Raw genomic sequence first — 18317 nt, 5'->3', positions numbered from 1 at the left:
TGGACGATTCTCGGTCAGCCCGGCGTCGGGAGCCTGCACGCTCCTCTTCGACCTGCAGCGCTCGCAGATCTTCACACCTCATGCTCGGTGCTGATCCAGCCAGTTCGCGAACTCCTGCTCTACGGTGGTCCCATGAGCCAGCCTCCGCAGTCTCCGCGCTCCGCCTCCCCGCTGACGGCGCGCCTCTACGATCTCGAATACCCCCGCTCCCTCGGCGTGTACAGCACGTATCAGGAGGTGCAGTCGGTGGTGGACACCCTCGCGGACAAGCAGTTCCCGGTCCAGAGCACCCTGATCGTCGGCACGGATCTGAAGCTGATGGAGCGGGTCACCGGCCGACGCACCTGGCCCAAGGTGATCTCTCAGGGTGCCCTCTCCGGCCTGTGGATGGGACTCTTCCTCGGCCTGCTGCTGCTCCTGCTCTCCCCGGGCAACCTCACGGTCATCCTCACCAGCGTGGTGCTGGGCATCGTGTTCTTCACCGTCTCCTCGGTGATCGGGTACACGATGTCGGGGGGCCGGCGGGACTTCACCTCGATGACGGCTACCATCCCGATGCAGTACGAGCTGCTGGTCGAGCACAAGCACGCGGCGCAGGCGCAGCAGCTCCTCGCCGAATCCGGCGCCGCGCCCGTACCGGTGCGGGGCCCGGCGACCAGTGGCGCCGAGCAGGTCTCGCAGCCGCCCACGCCCTACGACCCTGCCGTACGCAGCGGTGGTCAGCAGTTCGGGGCAGCGCCCCCGCCCCTCGGCGCGCCGTCGCCGACGGCTCCCGCGTCCGGGCGCCCGAGTTACGGACAGCCCGCGCAGAGCAGCCCCTCGCAGAGCGAGACACCCACCGCCCGCAGTCCTCGCCCGAACTACGGCAGGCCGGCGGGGCAGTCCGAGGATCCCTCGACGACTCCCCCGAGCGAGGATCCGCGCACCTCGGGACCCGATGGGCGTCCCGGAGGCGGCCCCGAGCACTGAGCCGCCCCTGCCGTCGACGCTCTGTGCCGTGCGCGACCGGCCGCCCGGAATGCGAGAAGGCCCCGCACCGATCATCTCGGTGCGGGGCCTTCTTCTGCGGTTCAGCTCTCGCGGAGCGAGCGCCTCACGGCTGCGGGGTCTCCCCCGCGGCGATCACTTGGTGATCTTGGTGACGCGGCCGGAGCCCACGGTGCGGCCACCCTCACGGATGGCGAAGCCGAGGCCCTCCTCCATGGCGATCGGCTGGATCAGCTCGACCGTCATCTCGGTGTTGTCGCCGGGCATGACCATCTCGGTGCCCTCGGGCAGCTCGATGACGCCGGTGACGTCGGTGGTCCGGAAGTAGAACTGCGGACGGTAGTTCGAGTAGAACGGGTTGTGACGGCCGCCCTCGTCCTTGGACAGGATGTAGACCTGCGCCTCGAAGTTGGTGTGCGGGGTGATGGTGCCGGGCTTGGCCACGACCTGGCCGCGCTCGACGTCCTCACGCTTGGTGCCACGCAGCAGCAGGCCGCAGTTCTCGCCGGCCCACGCCTCGTCCATCTGCTTGTGGAACATCTCGATGCCGGTGACGATCGTCTTCTGCGGCTTGCGGATGCCGAGGATCTCGACCTCCGAGTTGATCGACAGCTTGCCGCGGTCGACCTTGCCGGTGACGACGGTGCCACGACCCTGGATCGTGAAGACGTCCTCGATCGGCATCAGGAAGGCCTGGTCGAGATCGCGGACCGGGTCCGGGATGGACTCGTCCACGGCGTCCATGAGGTCCTCGACGGACTTGACCCACTTGGGATCGCCCTCGAGAGCCTTCAGCGCGGACACCTGGATGACCGGCGCCTCCTCGTCGAAGCCCTGAGCGGCCAGCATCTCGCGGACCTCCATCTCGACGAGCTCGAGGATCTCCTCGTCGTCGACCATGTCGGACTTGTTGAGCGCGGCGAGCAGGTAGGGGACGCCGACCTGCTTGGCCAGCAGCACGTGCTCGCGGGTCTGCGCCATCGGGCCGTCGGTGGCGGCGACCACGAGGATCGCACCGTCCATCTGAGCGGCGCCGGTGATCATGTTCTTCACGTAGTCGGCGTGACCGGGAGCGTCGACGTGCGCATAGTGGCGCTTGTCGGTCTCGTACTCGATGTGCGAGACGTTGATCGTGATGCCGCGCTGCTTCTCCTCGGGCGCGTTGTCGATCGTGTCGAAGTCACGGGCCTGGTTCAGGTCCGGGAACTTGTCGTACAGGACCTTCGAGATCGCAGCGCTCAGCGTGGTCTTGCCGTGGTCGACGTGACCGATGGTGCCGATGTTGACGTGCGGCTTGGTCCGCTCGAACTTGGCCTTCGCCATGATGGTGTCCTCCTAGGACTTCTAATCGTGGTACTTCTGGATCGGGATCGGATCCCGCCTCGGTGAGGCGGAGGCCGATGGGAACGGCGGGGGGAGCAGGAGAAGGAGCCTACCTGCTGCCCCCGACGCCTCACTCGCCCCGGGTCTTCGCGACGATCTCCTCAGCGATGCTGGAGGGGACCTCCGAGTAGCTGTCGAACTGCATCGTGTACATCGCGCGACCCTGGGTCTTGGACCGCAGGTCGCCGACGTACCCGAACATCTCGGACAGCGGGACGAGAGCACGGACGATCTTGACCCCGCTCGCGTCCTCCATCGACTGGACCTGACCTCGCCGGGAGTTCAGGTCGCCGATGACATCTCCCATGTACTCCTCCGGAGTACGGACCTCGACGTCCATGAGGGGCTCGAGGAGCACCGGCTGCGCCTTGCGCAGGGCCTCCTTGGCCGCCATGGAGCCGGCGATCTTGAAGGCCATCTCCGAGGAGTCGACGTCGTGGTAGGCGCCGTCCAGGAGGGCGACCTTGACGTTCACGACCGGGTAGCCGGCCATGATGCCGGACTCCAGGGCGCTCTGGATGCCCGCGTCCACGCTCGGGATGTACTCGCGCGGGATGCGACCGCCGGTGACCTTGTTCTCGAACTCGTAGAACACGCCCTCCTCGGCATCGGTCAGCGGGCCGAAGGTCAGCTGGACCTTCGCGAACTGGCCGGAGCCGCCGGTCTGCTTCTTGTGGGTGAAGTCGAACTTCTCCACCGTCCGCTTGATCGTCTCGCGGTAGGCCACCTGCGGCTTGCCGATGTTCGCCTCGACGTTGAACTCGCGACGCATGCGGTCCACGAGGATGTCGAGGTGCAGCTCGCCCATGCCCTTGATGACGGTCTGGCCGGACTCCTCGTCGAGCTCCACCTGGAAGGTCGGATCCTCCTTGGCGAGCTTCTGGATGGCCACACCCAGCTTCTCCTGGTCACCCTTGGTCTTCGGCTCGATGGCCACCGAGATGACCGGATCGGGGAAGCTCATGGACTCCAGCTGGATCGGGTTCGCCGAATCCGTCAGGGTGTCACCGGTGGTGGTGTCCTTCAGACCGATGAAGGCGTAGATGTGACCCGCGAAGGCCTCCTCCACCGGGTTCTCCTTGTTGGAGTGCATCTGGAACAGCTTGCCCACGCGCTCCTTCTTGCCGGTGGTGGCGTTCAGGATCTGATCGCCCTGCTTCACCTGGCCGGAGTAGACGCGCACGTAGGTCAGCGACCCGAAGAACGGGTGCGCGGCGACCTTGAAGGCGAGGCCCGAGAAGGGCTCGTCCCAGTCCGGCTTGCGGGTCAGGACCGTGTCCTCGTCGCCCGGCTTGTGGCCCTCCATCGGGGGCACGTCGAGCGGGGAGGGCAGGTAGTCGATGACGCCGTTCAGGACGGGCTGGACGCCCTTGTTCTTGAACGCGGTCCCGCAGAAGACCGGGTAGGCCTCGGAGGCGATGGTCATCGCGCGGATGCCGGTCTTGAGCTGCTCGACGGTGAGGTCGCCCTCCTCGAGGTAGGCCTCCATGAGCTCCTCGGAGCTCTCGGCGACGTCCTCGACGAGCTTGCTGCGGTACTCCTCGACGGTGTCCGCCAGCTCCTCGGGGATCGGGATCTCGCGCTGCCACTGGCCGAGCGAGGGATCACCCTTCTTGGAGTTGATCGCGGGCATGTCCTCCTCGAGCGTGTCCGGCCAGTCGTAGGCCTTCATCTCGACCAGGTCGACGATGCCGCGGAAGTCGTTCTCCGCGCCGATCGGGACCTGCATGACCAGCGGCTTCGCGCCGAGTCGATCGGTGATGGTGCCGACCGTGAAGAAGAAGTCGGCGCCCAGCTTGTCCATCTTGTTGACGAAGCAGATGCGCGGGACCTCGTACTTGTCGGCCTGGCGCCAGACGGTCTCCGACTGGGGCTCCACGCCCTCCTTGCCGTCGAACACCGCGACGGCACCGTCGAGCACGCGCAGCGAGCGCTCCACCTCGACGGTGAAGTCGACGTGGCCGGGGGTGTCGATGATGTTGATCTGGCTGTCGTGCCAGTAGCAGGTCGTCGCGGCGGACGTGATGGTGATGCCGCGCTCCTTCTCCTGCTCCATCCAGTCCATCGTGCCGGCGCCGTCGTGGGTCTCGCCCATCTTGTAGTTCACGCCGGTGTAGAAGAGGATGCGCTCGGTCGTGGTGGTCTTGCCGGCATCGATGTGCGCCATGATGCCGATGTTGCGGACCTTGTTCAGGTCGCTGAGCACTTCAAGTGCCACGGGCTTGTGCCTTTCTGGAGAACGGATGCTGGTGGAGCTGCCGAAGGACAGTCGGTGGAGTCCGCCCGGACGGGCGGACCCCACCATGGACTCACCAGCGGTAGTGAGCGAAGGCCCGGTTGGACTCGGCCATCTTGTGGGTGTCCTCGCGACGCTTGACAGCGGCACCGAGGCCGTTGGAGGCGTCCAGGATCTCGTTCATCAGACGCTCGGTCATGGTGTTCTCGCGGCGGGCGCGGGAGTAGCTGACCAGCCAGCGCAGCGCCAGCGTGGTGGAGCGGCCGGGCTTGACCTCGATCGGCACCTGGTAGGTCGCACCGCCGACGCGGCGGGAGCGGACCTCGAGCGACGGCCGGATGTTGTCCAGCGCCTTCTTCAGGGTGACGACCGGGTCCTGGCCGTTCTTCTCACGGGCGCCCTCGAGCGCGCCGTAGACGATGCCCTCGGCGACGGTCTTCTTGCCGTCCAGGAGGATCTTGTTGATGAGCTGCGTGACGATCGGCGATCCGAAGACCGGGTCGACGACGAGGTGGCGCTTGGGAGCGGGGCCCTTACGAGGCATTACTTCTTCTCCTTCTTCGCGCCGTAGAGGGAGCGCGCCTGCTGGCGGCCCTTGACGGACTGGGTGTCCAGGGCGCCGCGCACGATCTTGTAGCGCACGCCGGGCAGGTCCTTCACACGACCACCGCGGACGAGCACGATCGAGTGCTCCTGGAGGTTGTGGCCCTCTCCGGGGATGTAGGCGGTGACCTCGACGCCGGTCGAGAGCTTCACACGCGCGATCTTGCGCAGCGCGGAGTTCGGCTTCTTGGGGGTCTGGGTGTACACGCGCGTGCAGACACCGCGGCGCTGGGGCGAACCCTGGAGCGCGGGCGTCTTCGAGGAGGACGACCGGGCGTCCCTCCCCTTGCGCACCAACTGCTGAATAGTGGGCACTGCTTCTCTTCCTGTTCGGCCACCGGCGCTGTTCGCACCGGCAGATCGACAACTTCGACCGTTCTCACGGTCGGCGACCCGACGCGCCGCTCCCATGGCCCGGGAACTTCTGCGGATCGACCCGCCCGTCAGGTGATGGCACCTGCCGGGCGTCCTGGAGGACCGTGATCGGTGCCTGCGGGAGGAAGGCCGGGCATGGCCTCCGACCCGTATTCGGGCACGCCGCGAGGATCCGCTCCTCGCGGGGGACGTCCCCCGCGGCCCCGAAGGGTCCATGGGTCAGTCCCGGGTCACGACCAGAGGGCACTCCGGACGCGCCTGCAGTCTACTGAGCGGCGCACGATGCGGTCAAAGCTTCCCGACGGTTCAGACGCAGATCACATGACGCCACGTGACCGGCGAGTTGCGTCGCCGGCCCGACGGGCGTACCGACGCGACGAGCGCGCCGCGCAGTGCGCGACGCGCTCGAGCGCGATGGGGTGACCGTCAAGCCGGGAGAGCCCTGCTCAGCGGATCCCCAGCTGCGAGGTGCAGGACGGCCAGGCGCCCCAGCCCTGCCGGGCCTGGACGTTCTTGGCGATCTCGATCTGCGCGGAGCGGCTGGCATGGTGGGCGTTGTTCGCGTACTTGCCGCCGCCGAAGGCGATCCAGGTCGAGTGGGTGAACTGCAGGCCGCCGTAGAAGCCGTTGCCGGTGCTGATCGACCAGTTGCCGCCCGACTCGCACTGGGCCAGGCGATCCCAGACCCCGCCGGACGGCGCGGCCGGGGCGCTCGCCGAGCTGGAGCTGCTGGAGCTCGAGCTGCGGGAGTCGCGGTCGGAGCTGCGCGAGGACTTGCTGGAGGTGGAGCGCGGCTCGGGCTTGGGCTCGGGCGCGGGCTTCTCCTTGGTGCCTTCGGCGACGACCTCGGTGACCGGCTCGGTGAGGACGTCCTCAGAGACCAGCTCGGACTCGGTGACCTCGCCGTCGACGGTGGTCTCGGCGAAGACCTTCTCGACCGTGCCGGCCTTGCCCTCGGTGGTGGTCTTGGAGGTGCCCTCGTACAGGGAGTCGTCCTCGACGGTCTTCGTCTCGAACGGGATCTTCTCGGTCTCGGTGCGCTCGGTCTCGCGGACGCGCTGGACCGTGTAGGTGGCGCCGTCCTCGAGCAGGGTGTCGCGGGGGACGTCGGCGGTGTCGGTGTCCTCGATGTGTCCGAGGACCTTCTCCATCGCGTCCCCGACCGTCAGTGCGGTGACCTCGAAGGTGTCCTGGCCGTACTGGCCCACGAAGGTGACCATCTTGCGGGTGACGATCTCGACCTCGCCCTCGGTCTCGCCGAGGCTGGTCTCGGGGGCGGGGGTGATCGCCGCGCCCTCGGCCTCGTACTCGGCGTCCTCGAGGACATCGGCGACGGTGTCACCGGTGGTGAGCAGCTCCTGGGCGACGCCGTCCACGGTCACCGTGATCGGGGTGCGCTGGATGACCTGGATCTCCATGCCGTCGCTGACGACCGTCTCGAGGCCAGGCACCACCAGGTCGGTGTCCTTGACCTCGATGCCCTGCTCCGAGAGCAGGTTCGCGACGGTGGGCTGGGCGAAGGTGCGCACCGAGGACTGCTCGCCGTACACATTGATCTGGGCCTCGTTCGACATGGCGAAGGCGGTGCCGCCACCGCCGATGGCGACGACGCAGACGGTCGCCGCGCCGATGATCCACGGGGTCTTCTTCACTGGTCCACCTGTATCCTGCCGCGAGCCTGCGGCGTAGCGTGTCGTTCCCTGAGCCTCGGACCCCGCGGGGCGGGGCCTGCAGCTCCGGCACGCGCGCGCCACCTGTCAGGGGCGCAGCAGGAAAGCTTGCGTGGGAACTGCCAGGTGCCATGGTTTCGCGACTCGGGCGGTTCCGTAAGGGCCAGGGCGAGACCTTGAGGAAGGGCCCACGAGGGCTTTACCCTCCCGTGAACATCTGCGTCTGCCAGGTCACGTCCGAGACCCTTTTCGAGGCTCCGGGCGCGACCTGGCGCACAGCGGAACCGCTCCGAGCGTCAGCGGTCCCGGCCTCGGCACGGCCCCTCCCCCACGCAGAACGCCGCGGGGCGGCCCCACCGAAGTGGGACCGCCCCGCGGCGTGTGGTCGCTGCCTGCGCCTCAGGGCGGTGCAGCTCCCGCGCTCAGCGCGAGATCAGCGGAAGTCCGTGCGGAACGGGTCGGCGTAGTCGATGTCGTCGAGGTTGACGGCACCGGTCTGGCCGAAGCCGGAGAAGTCCAGCTCGTCGTAGCCGGGCACCTGGTACATCTGCGCCTTGGCCTCCTCGGTGGGCTCGACCGCGATGTGGCGGAACCGCGACAGGCCGGTGCCCGCCGGGATGAGCTTGCCGATGATGACGTTCTCCTTGAGCCCCATGAGCTGATCGCTCTTGCGGTTCAGGGCGGCCTCGGTGAGCACCCGGGTGGTCTCCTGGAAGGAGGCCGCCGAGAGCCACGACTCGGTCGCCAGCGACGCCTTGGTGATGCCCATCAGCTCGGGACGACCCGAGGCCGGCTGGCCGCCTTCGGAGAGGACCCGACGGTTCTCCCGCTCGAAGGTGACCCGCTCGGCGAAGTCGCCGGGCAGCAGACCGGTGTCGCCGGACTCGATGACCGTCACGCGACGCAGCATCTGGCGCACGATGACCTCGATGTGCTTGGCGTGGATGTCCACACCCTGGCTGATGTAGACCTTCTGCACCTCGTCCACCAGGTGCTGCTGCACCTTCCGCGGGCCGAGGATGCGCAGCACCTGCTTGGGGTCGACCGAGCCCTGCGTGAGCTGCTGGCCGACGTCGATGTGGTCGCCGTCGGCGATCCGCAGGGTCACGCGCTTGGAGACGGTGTAGGAGACCGGCTCCGAGCCGTCGTCCGGGGTGACCGTGATCCGACGCTGCTTGTCGTTCTCCTCGATCTCCGCGCGGCCGGCGAACTCCGAGATCGGCGCGAAGCCGGCCGGGGTGCGGGCCTCGAAGAGCTCCTGGATGCGGGGCAGGCCGTGCGTGATGTCGCCGTCGGCGCTGGCCACACCACCGGAGTGGAAGGTGCGCATGGTCAGCTGGGTGCCGGGCTCGCCGATCGACTGGGCCGCGACGATGCCGACGGCCTCGCCGATGTCGACCAGCTGGCCGGTCGCGAGCGACTTGCCGTAGCACTGGGCGCACGTGCCCACGGCCGAGTCGCAGGTCAGCACGGAGCGGATCTTCGCCTCGCGCACCCCGGCCTCGACCAGCTGCTCGATGAGCACGTCGCCGAGCTCGGTGCCGGCCGGCGCCGCCTCGGAGCCGTCGGCCCCGATGGCCGCGGTGGCCAGGACGCGCCCGTACACCGTGGACTCCGCGTGCTCGTGGGGGCGCAGCACGCCGCCCTCCTCGACCGCGATCGGCAGCACCAGCCCCTTGGTGGTCCCGCAGTCGTCCTCGCGGACGATGACGTCCTGCGAGACGTCGACCAGACGACGGGTCAGGTAGCCCGACTGAGCGGTCTTCAGTGCGGTGTCCGCCAGGCCCTTGCGGGAGCCGTGCGAGGCGATGAAGTACTCCAGGACCGAGAGCCCCTCCTTGTAGTTGGAGAGGATCGGGCGGGGGATGATCTCACCCTTGGGGTTGTTCACCAGACCACGCATACCGGCGATCTGACGGACCTGCATCCAGTTGCCTCGGGCACCCGAGTCCACCATCCGGTAGATGGTGTTGGTCTGGTCGAAGTTCTCCCGCATCGCCTGGTCGACCTCGTTGGTCGCCTCGGTCCAGATGTCGATGAGCTCCATGTTGCGCTCGTGCTCGGAGATCAGGCCCAGGTCACGGTTCTCCTGGATCTGGGCGTTCTTCTCCTCGTACTTCGCGATGATCTCCGGCTTGTTCGGCGGGGTCACCACGTCGGACAGCGCGAAGGACGCCCCCGAGCGGGTCGACCACGAGAAGCCGTAGGTCTTCAGCGCATCCAGCGACGCGGCGACCTGACCCTTGTCGTAGCGCTCGGCGAGAGCGTTGACGATGCCGCCCAGTCGCTTCTTGCCGACCTGGCCCTGCACGAACGGGAAGTCCACGGGCAGCGTCTCGTTGAAGTAGACGGTGCCGAGGGTGGTGCCCAGGATGATGGGATCGCCCTCGGTCCAGCCCTCGGGGGCCTCCCAGTCGCTCGGCGGGGTGATGTCCGTGAAACGGATCGACACCGGAGCGTTCAGGTGCAGCTCCCCGCGGTCGAAGGCCATGATGGCCTCGGCCTCGGAGGCGAACCGACGCCCTGCGCCCTCGCCGTCCTCGCGCACCGTGGTGAGGTGGTACAGACCGATGATCATGTCCTGTGCGGGCATGGTCACCGGCCGACCGTCGGACGGCTTGAGGATGTTGTTGCTGGACAGCATCAGGATGCGGGCCTCGGCCTGCGCCTCTGCGGACAGCGGCAGGTGCACGGCCATCTGGTCGCCGTCGAAGTCCGCGTTGAACGCGGCGCAGACCAGCGGGTGCAGATGGATGGCCTTGCCCTCCACCAGCTGCGGCTCGAACGCCTGGATGCCCAGACGGTGCAGGGTGGGCGCACGGTTCAGCAGCACCGGGTGCTCGGTGATGACCTCTTCGAGGACGTCCCACACCTCGGGGCGCGCACGCTCGACCATCCGCTTGGCGGCCTTGACGTTCTGGGCGTGGCTGAGCTCGACCAGACGCTTCATGACGAAGGGCTTGAACAGCTCCAGCGCCATGCCCTTGGGCAGACCGCACTGGTGCAGGTTCAGCTGCGGGCCGTTGACGATGACGGAGCGGGCGGAGTAGTCCACGCGCTTGCCCAGCAGGTTCTGACGGAAACGTCCCTGCTTGCCCTTGAGCATGTCCGAGAGCGACTTCAGCGGGCGGTTGCCCGGTCCGGTGACCGGGCGGCCGCGGCGGCCGTTGTCGAACAGCGAGTCGACCGACTCCTGCAGCATGCGCTTCTCGTTGTTCACGATGATCTCGGGCGCACCGAGATCCAGCAGCCGCTTGAGGCGGTTGTTGCGGTTGATCACGCGACGGTACAGGTCGTTGAGGTCGGAGGTCGCGAAGCGGCCACCGTCCAGCTGCACCATCGGACGCAGGTCCGGCGGGATCACCGGGACGGCCTCCAGCACCATGCCGACGGGCGAGTTGGTGGTGGTGAGGAACGCGGAGACGACCTTGAGGCGCTTGAGCGCGCGGGCCTTCTTCTGTCCCTTGCCGGTGGCGATGATCTCGCGCAGCAGCACGGACTCGGCCTCGAGGTCGAAGTCCAGGAGCCGGCGCTGGAGCGCCTCGGCGCCCATGCCGCCCTCGAAGTAGGTGCCGTAGCGCAGCTTCATCGCGCGGTAGAGCTGCTCGTCGCCCTCGAGGTCAGCGACCTTGAGGGTCTTGAAGCGCTCCCAGATGCGGGTGATGCGGTCGATCTCCGCGTCGTACTTCTTGCGGATCTGGGCCTGCTCGCGCTCGCCGGAGTCGCGGACCTTGCGCTTCGCGTCGGCCTTGGCGCCCTCCTCCTCGAGCTGGGTGAGGTCCTTCTCCGCAGAGAGCGCACGATCGTTGATCGCGGCGTCGCGCTCGTTCTCGAGCTCCTTGACCTCGAGGTCGAAGCGCGCCTGCAGATCGGGCATGTCATCGTGGCGGGCCTGCTCGTCCACGGCGGTGATCATGTACGCGGCGAAGTAGATGATCTTCTCGAGATCCTTCGGCGCGAGGTCCAGCAGGTAGCCGAGACGGCTCGGCACGCCCTTGAAGTACCAGATGTGGGTGACGGGAGCGGCGAGCTCCACGTGCCCCATGCGCTCACGGCGCACGGAGGACTTGGTGACCTCCACGCCGCAGCGCTCGCAGATGATGCCCTTGAAGCGCACGCGCTTGTACTTGCCGCAGTAGCACTCCCAGTCCCGGGTGGGGCCGAAGATGCGCTCGCAGAACAGGCCGTCCATCTCGGGCTTCAGGGTGCGGTAGTTGATGGTCTCCGGCTTCTTGACCTCGCCGTGGGACCAGCCGCGGATGTCATCGGCAGTGGCGAGGCCGATGCGCAGCTCGTCGAAGGTGTTGACGTCGATCACAGGTGTCCTTCTCTCGATCGGAAGAGTGGTGTCTGAGGGAACGGGGGTCGAGGGAGGGGCTCAGGGGCGGGAGCGGCGCGAGGCCGCTCCCGGCGGGCCCGAGCCCGCGTCCCTCAGACCTCTTCGATGGAGCCGACGCCCTCGTGGGGCCGGCGGGACAGGTCGATGCCGAGCTCCTCCGCGGCGCGGAAGACCTCCTCATCGCTCTCCTTGACGTCCTGGGCGGTGCCGTCGCTGGAGAGCACCTCGACGTTCAGGCACAGCGACTGCATCTCCTTGAGCAGCACGCGGAAGGACTCCGGGATGCCGGGCTCGGGGATGTTCTCGCCCTTGACGATGGCCTCGTAGACCTTCACGCGACCGGCGATGTCGTCGGACTTGATGGTCAACAGCTCCTGCAGGGCGTAGGCGGCGCCGTAGGCCTCGAGGGCCCACACCTCCATCTCGCCGAAGCGCTGGCCGCCGAACTGGGCCTTACCGCCCAGCGGCTGCTGCGTGATCATCGAGTACGGGCCCGTGGAGCGCGCGTGCAGCTTGTCGTCCACCAGGTGGTGGAGCTTCAGCATGTACATGTAGCCCACGGAGACCGGCTCCGGGAAGGGCTCGCCGGAGCGGCCGTCGAACAGACGCGCCTTGCCGTTCTCCTTGACCATCCGCTCGCCGTCCCGATTGGGGCGGTGGCGGGCGATCAGGCCGGTGACCTCGTCCGCGGTGAGACCGTCGAAGACGGGGACCGCGACCGGGGTGTCGGGCTCGCCGTGCAGCGCCGCGGCGGGCAGGTCCGCGGCCGCCGGATCGGACTCGTCCAGGTCCCAGCCGGCCTTGGCGACCCAGCCCAGGTGGGTCTCCATGACCTGGCCGATGTTCATCCGGCCGGGCACGCCCATCGGGTTGAGGATGATGTCGATCGGGGTGCCGTCCTCCAGGAACGGCATGTCCTCGACCGGCAGGATCTTCGCGATGACGCCCTTGTTGCCGTGACGGCCGGCGAGCTTGTCACCGTCGGTGATCTTGCGCTTCTGCGCCACGTAGATGCGGACCATCTCGTTGACGCCGGTGGGCAGGATGTCCCCGTCCTCGTCGTCGTTGAAGACCTGCACGCCGATGACGGTGCCGGTCTCGCCGTGCGGGACGCGCAGCGAGGTGTCGCGCACCTCGCGGGCCTTCTCGCCGAAGATGGCGCGCAGCAGGCGCTCCTCCGGGGTCAGCTCGGTCTCGCCCTTGGGGGTGACCTTGCCGACCAGGATGTCGCCCGGCTCGACCTCGGCGCCGATGCGGATGATGCCGCGCTCGTCGAGATCGGCCAGCACGTCGTCGCCGACGTTCGGGATGTCCCGGGTGATCTCCTCCTTGCCGAGCTTGGTGTCACGGGCGTCGACCTCGTGCTCCTCGATGTGGATCGAGGTGAGGACGTCGTCCTGGACCATCCGCGAGGACAGGATGATGCCGTCCTCGTAGTTGTGGCCCTCCCACGACATGAAGGCGACCAGCAGGTTCTTGCCGATGGACAGCTCACCCTGGTCGGTGGAGGGACCATCGGCCAGGATCGAGCCGGTCTCGACGCGGTCGCCCTCGTCGAAGAGCACGCGCTGGTTGTAGGAGTTGCCGGCGTTGGAGCGCTGGAACTTCCCGATCGGGTAGGTCTGACGAGTTCCGTCGTCGGCCATCACCACGATGAGGTCGGCGGAGAGCTCCTCGATGACACCGGCCTTCTGCGCGGTGATGACGTCACCGGCGTCGACCGCGGCACGACGCTCCATGCCGGTGCCGACCAGCGGCATCTCGGAACGGAGCAGCGGCACGGCCTGGCGCTGCATGTTCGAGCCCATCAGCGCGCGGTTCGCGTCGTCGTGCTCGAGGAAGGGGATCATCGCGGTGGCGACGGAGACCATCTGACGCGCGGAGACGTCCATGTAGTCCACGTCCGAGACGACGACCAGGTCGGGCTCGCCGCCGGGGAGGCGCACCAGGACCTCCTCGTCGAGGAAGCGTCCCTGCTCATCGATCTTCGCGTTCGCCTGGGCGATGATGTGACGATCCTCGTCATCGGCGGTGAGGTAGACGACCTCGTCCGTGACGTGGCCGCCCTCGACCTTGCGGTACGGGCTCTCGATGAAGCCGAAGGGGTTGATGCGGGCGAAGGTCGCCAGCGAGCCGATCAGACCGATGTTCGGACCCTCAGGGGTCTCGATCGGGCACATGCGGCCGTAGTGCGACGGATGAACGTCACGGACCTCCATGCCGGCGCGATCGCGGGAGAGGCCGCCCGGGCCCAGCGCCGAGAGGCGACGCTTGTGGGTCAGGCCCGACAGCGGGTTGTTCTGGTCCATGAACTGCGACAGCTGCGACGTCCCGAAGAACTCCTTGATCGCGGCCGTGACCGGACGGATGTTGATCAGCGTCAGCGGCGTGATCGCCTCGACGTCCTGCGTGGTCATGCGCTCGCGGACGACGCGCTCCATGCGGGACAGGCCGGTGCGGACCTGGTTCTGGATCAGCTCGCCCACCGCGCGGATGCGACGGTTGCCGAAGTGGTCGATGTCGTCCGTCTCGACGCGGACGTCCCGGCCGTCGGTGCTGGTGTACTCCGAGACGCCGTCGTGCAGCGCCACGATGTACTTGATCGCGGCGACGACGTCCTGCAGGCGCAGGGTCGACTCCGACAGGCTGCCCTCGAGACCGAGCTTCTTGCCGATCTTGTAGCGGCCGACCTTCGCGAGGTCGTAGCGCTTGGAGTTGAAGTAGAGGTTGTTCAGCATCGCCTCGCCCGCATCGCGCGTGGGCGGCTCGCCCGGACGCTGCTTGCGGTAGATGTCGATGAGCGCCTCGTCCTGGGACGCGATGCGGTCCTTCTCGAGCGTGGAGCGCATCGACTCGAACTCGCCGAACTCCTCGAGGATGTCGCTGTGCGACATGCCGAGCGCCTGCAGCAGGGTGGTGACGGACTGCTTGCGCTTGCGGTCGATGCGCACACCGACCTGATCGCGCTTGTCGACCTCGAACTCGAGCCACGCACCGCGGGAAGGGATGACCTTCGCGGAGAAGATGTGCTTGTCGGAGGTCTTGTCGATGGACTCCTCGAAGTACACGCCCGGGGAGCGGACCAGCTGCGAGACGACGACACGCTCGGTGCCGTTGATGATGAACGTGCCCTTGTCGGTCATGAGCGGGAACTCGCCCATGAAGACCGTCTGGGTCTTGATCTCACCGGTCTCGTTGTTCATGAACTCCGCGATGACGTACAGCGGAGCCGCGTAGGTGAGGTCCTTCTCCTTGCACTCGTCGACCGTGTACTTCGGGTCGTCGAAGGTGTGATCGCGGAACGACAGCGACATATTGCCGGCGAAGTCCTCGATCGGGGAGATCTCCTCGAGGATGTCCGCGAGACCGGAGGTCTGCGGGACGTCCTCGCGACCGGCGGCGGAGGCCTCGACGGCACGCTCCTGCCAGCGCTCGTTGCCGAGCAGCCAGTCGAATGAGGTGGTCTGCAGACTCAGCAGATCCGGAACCTCGATGGGGTCGCCGAGCTTCGCGAAGGTGACGCGAGGCGAGGCGGTACGAAGTGCGATGTCAGTGGTGCGATCGGTGCTCGAGGCAGCCAAGGGGGGTCCTTCCACAGGCCGATGACGGAATCCCAGGCGCGGTGAACGACCCATCAGGGCCAAGGAGCATGCACGATCAAGAACAGAGCGGCAGATCCGACGGGAGGCACACGGCGCAAGGAACGAGCATACACGACTACGCGGATGGACACAAGGCTCGCGACGGCGGCCAGTCCATCCGCGTCGGCCGCTATATGCCTGGCGCGGGTGTTCTCCCGGTGCTCTCCTGCCTGTCTGACTCGAGCGGCCCGGCGGGGACATCACATCGGGCACGTGCGGCAGGAACAGCTCCGTATGGGAAAAATGATGAAGGGAAATCCTCCAGGAGTCAAGCAGGCAGGCCCTCCCCCGGAGTGTCGCACCACGTCAGAGCCCGTCAGCTGCGTGCGCCGCGCTGCCTGGATCCCGGTCTGCGGGCATGCAGAAGGGCCGTCCCGCAGAGGCGGGACGGCCCTTCGTCAGCAGTGCGACCGCCGTCGGATCAGGCGCGCGCATCAGGCGCGCCGGAGATCACTTGACGGAAGCGGTCGCGCCGGCCTCCTCGAGCTTCACCTTGGCAGCCTCGGCGTCGTCCTTCTTGACGCCCTCGAGGACAGCCTTGGGAGCCTCGTCGACGAGCGCCTTGGCCTCCTTCAGACCGAGGGAGGTGAGGGCGCGCACCTCCTTGATGACGGCGATCTTCGCGGAACCGGCGGAGTCGAGGATGACGTCGAACTCGGTCTGCTCCTCCTCGGCCTCGGCCTCGCCACCGGCGGCGGCGCCACCGGCAGCGGCGACGGCCACGGGGGCGGCAGCGGTGACGTCGAAGACGTCCTCGAACTGCTTCACGAACTCGGAGAGCTCGATGAGGGACATTTCCTTGAAAGCTTCGATGAGCTCGTCGTTGCTGAGCTTAGCCATGGTGGCGTTCCTTCCTATGGGCGGGACCGGGGTCCCTGCGGTGTGAGACGGCGCATGCGCGCCAGGTCGTGCGGATCGCGCTTCCGGTGAAGGAGGCACGGGGGACAGCGCTGAGGCTGTGGGGGCGGAGAGCTGAGAGGCTCGGGCCCCTCAGGCCTCCTGCTTGGCCCGCAGCGCGTCCACGGTGCGTGCTGCCTTCGACAGCGGCGCCGCAAACGTGGCGGCGGCCTTGGACATCGACGCCTTCATGGCGCCGGCGGCCTTGGCCAGCAGGACCTCGCGGGACTCGAGGTCCGCGAGCTTCTGGACGTCCTCCTTCGAGAGCGCGGCGCCCTCGAAGAAACCGGACTTGATCACGAGCTGCTCGTGGGTCTTGGCGAAGTCACGCAGGGCCTTGGCGGGCCCCACCGGCTCCCCCTTGATGAACGCGATGGCGGTCGGACCGCTGAGCGTGCCATCCAGGGCGGTGATGCCGGCCTCGCGGGCGGCGATCTCCGTGAGCGTGTTCTTCACCACGGCGTAAGTGGTCTCGGAACCCAACGAGCGGCGAAGCTCCTTGAGATCCCCCACGCTGAGCCCGCGATACTCGGTGATGACAGCGGCATCGGACTCGCGGAACAGCTCCGCGATCTCCGAGACGGCATCCACCTTTTCGGGGTTAGCCATGGCCCTCCTTCCAGAGGTCTCTGGCCACCGGGTGAAGGCGTCCCAGGAACGGAAAAGGCCTCGACACGCAAGTGTCGAGGCCCCGATCGCACGAGTTCCCCCGCCCCGGAGGGCTCCGGCCGGGGCCGGACTGGGGCGACCGTGCGACGATCGCTTCTTCACCTGCGCAGGCCATCCCGGAGGGATTTCTTCGATCATCCTCGAGGTCGAGGACGACGACCGGCGGTCTTCGGTGCACCCAGACTAGACCACGCACGGGCGCCGACGCCACGCCGAGAGCGGCGTTCTGCGTCACATCCGGGCGGTGGACCGCCGCGCACGACGACGCCCCGCCCACCGTGGGGTGAGCGGGGCGCCATGGGTGCACCGTCGGGGTGACCGGAAGGCCGGGGATCAGGCCTCGTCGGTCTCCTCGAGGAGGTTGCGGGTGCGGTTCACGTCGACCGGGATGCCGGGGCCCATGGTGGTGGACACCGTGATCTTCTCGATGTAGCGACCCTTGGAGGCGGACGGCTTCAGACGCAGGATCTCGTCGAGCGCGGCGACGTAGTTCTCGGCCAGCTGCTGGTCGGAGAAGGAGACCTTCCCGACGATGTAGTGCAGGTTGGCCGCACGGTCGGTGCGGAACTCGATCTTGCCGCCCTTGATGTCGGACACGGCCTTGGTCACGTCCATGGTGACGGTGCCGGTCTTGGGGTTCGGCATGAGGCCGCGGGGGCCGAGCACGCGGCCCAGCTTGCCGACCTTGCCCATCAGGTTCGGCGTGGCCACGGCCGCATCGAAGTCGGTCCAGCCGCCGGCGACCTTCTCGATCAGATCGTCGTCGCCGACCTCGTCGGCGCCGGCCGCGAGCGCGGCCTCGGCCTGCGCACCGGTCGCGAAGACGATGACGCGGGCGGTCTTGCCGGTGCCGTTGGGCAGGTTGACGGTGCCGCGCACCATCTGGTCCGCCTTGCGGGGATCCACACCCAGGCGCATCGAGACCTCGACCGAGGCATCGAACTTGGCCGGGGAGGACTTCTGCGCCAGACGCAGCGCGTCCAGCGGGGTGTATGCGCGGCCCTCTTCGATCAGGGCTGCACCGTTCTTGTATGCCTTGCTACGGAAACCCATGTCCTCAGCCCTCCACCGTGATGCCCATGGAACGAGCGGTGCCCTCGACGATCTTCGCCGCGGCCTCCATGTCGTTCGCGTTCAGATCAGGCATCTTGGTCTCCGCGATCTCGCGGACCTGTGCCTGGGTGATCGTGCCGACCTTGTCGGTGTGCGGGACGGCGGAGCCCTTCTGGAGGCCGGCGGCCTTCTTGATGAGCTCTGCGGCCGGCGGGGTCTTCGTGATGAAGGTGAACGAGCGGTCCTCGTAGACCGTGATCTCGACCGGGATGATGTTGCCACGCTGATCGGCGGTGCGATCGTTGTAGGCCTTCACGAACTCCATCATGTTCACGCCGGCAGCGCCGAGCGCGGGACCCACGGGCGGCGCAGGTGTGGCCTGGCCGGCCTGGATCTGGAGCTTGATGACGCTCGCGATCTTCTTCTTGGGAGCCATTGCTCTTCCTTACTGTGGTGTGGTCCGG

At 67.6% G+C, this 18317-nt stretch carries 12 protein-coding genes; 1 reads left to right on the top strand and 11 read right to left on the bottom strand.

Translation table 11 applies throughout. The features are described 5' to 3' along the window. Positions 1 to 132: 132 nt before the first annotated feature. Complete coding sequence (locus tag CFK38_RS06840) at positions 133 to 969, top strand: YflT domain-containing protein (RefSeq protein ID WP_177371005.1); 837 nt, start codon at positions 133 to 135, stop codon at positions 967 to 969. A gap of 153 nt (positions 970 to 1122) precedes the next feature. On the opposite strand, the gene tuf is transcribed toward CFK38_RS06840, so the two are convergent. The 11 genes from tuf to rplK form a co-directional block, all read right to left on the bottom strand. Next, complete coding sequence (gene tuf / locus CFK38_RS06835; RefSeq protein WP_096802407.1) at positions 1123 to 2310, bottom strand: elongation factor Tu; 1188 nt, start codon at positions 2308 to 2310, stop codon at positions 1123 to 1125. Between the two features lie 130 nt (positions 2311 to 2440). Continuing rightward, on the bottom strand, positions 2441 to 4588 hold the full coding sequence (fusA, locus tag CFK38_RS06830; protein ID WP_096802406.1) for an elongation factor G: 2148 nt from the start codon (positions 4586 to 4588) through the stop codon (positions 2441 to 2443). 91 nt (positions 4589 to 4679) lie between these two features. Next, positions 4680 to 5150 (bottom strand): 30S ribosomal protein S7, encoded by a 471-nt coding sequence (gene rpsG, locus CFK38_RS06825; protein WP_096802405.1) that lies wholly within the window; start codon positions 5148 to 5150, stop codon positions 4680 to 4682. Then, complete coding sequence (gene rpsL, locus CFK38_RS06820) at positions 5150 to 5524, bottom strand: 30S ribosomal protein S12 (protein WP_096802404.1); 375 nt, start codon at positions 5522 to 5524, stop codon at positions 5150 to 5152. Before rpsL ends, rpsG begins: the two co-directional genes overlap by 1 nt. A gap of 506 nt (positions 5525 to 6030) precedes the next feature. Then, positions 6031 to 7236: a resuscitation-promoting factor gene (locus tag CFK38_RS17750; protein WP_096802403.1), complete on the bottom strand. Its 1206-nt coding sequence runs from the start codon at positions 7234 to 7236 to the stop codon at positions 6031 to 6033. Between the two features lie 451 nt (positions 7237 to 7687). Next, complete coding sequence (locus tag CFK38_RS06810; RefSeq protein ID WP_096802402.1) at positions 7688 to 11572, bottom strand: DNA-directed RNA polymerase subunit beta'; 3885 nt, start codon at positions 11570 to 11572, stop codon at positions 7688 to 7690. A 113-nt stretch (positions 11573 to 11685) separates the two neighbouring features. Then, a complete protein-coding gene (gene rpoB, locus CFK38_RS06805) occupies positions 11686 to 15174 on the bottom strand; it encodes a DNA-directed RNA polymerase subunit beta (protein ID WP_096802401.1) in 3489 nt (1162 codons plus the stop codon). Between the two features lie 510 nt (positions 15175 to 15684). Next, the gene (gene rplL / locus CFK38_RS06800) at positions 15685 to 16074 is read right to left on the bottom strand and encodes a 50S ribosomal protein L7/L12 (RefSeq protein ID WP_096802400.1); all 390 of its coding nucleotides are present in this window, start codon (positions 16072 to 16074) and stop codon (positions 15685 to 15687) included. A 150-nt stretch (positions 16075 to 16224) separates the two neighbouring features. After that, complete coding sequence (rplJ, locus tag CFK38_RS06795; RefSeq protein WP_096802399.1) at positions 16225 to 16740, bottom strand: 50S ribosomal protein L10; 516 nt, start codon at positions 16738 to 16740, stop codon at positions 16225 to 16227. A 393-nt stretch (positions 16741 to 17133) separates the two neighbouring features. Continuing rightward, a complete protein-coding gene (rplA, locus tag CFK38_RS06790; RefSeq protein WP_096802398.1) occupies positions 17134 to 17853 on the bottom strand; it encodes a 50S ribosomal protein L1 in 720 nt (239 codons plus the stop codon). 4 nt (positions 17854 to 17857) lie between these two features. Then, on the bottom strand, positions 17858 to 18289 hold the full coding sequence (gene rplK, locus CFK38_RS06785) for a 50S ribosomal protein L11 (protein ID WP_096802397.1): 432 nt from the start codon (positions 18287 to 18289) through the stop codon (positions 17858 to 17860). Between the last annotated feature and the right edge of the window lie 28 nt (positions 18290 to 18317).

Origin of the sequence: Brachybacterium vulturis (assembly GCF_002407185.1) — a bacterium.
In the GTDB taxonomy this organism is placed as follows: Bacteria; Actinomycetota; Actinomycetes; order Actinomycetales; family Dermabacteraceae; genus Brachybacterium; species Brachybacterium vulturis.
This window is presented reverse-complemented; position numbering and strand designations above follow the sequence as displayed.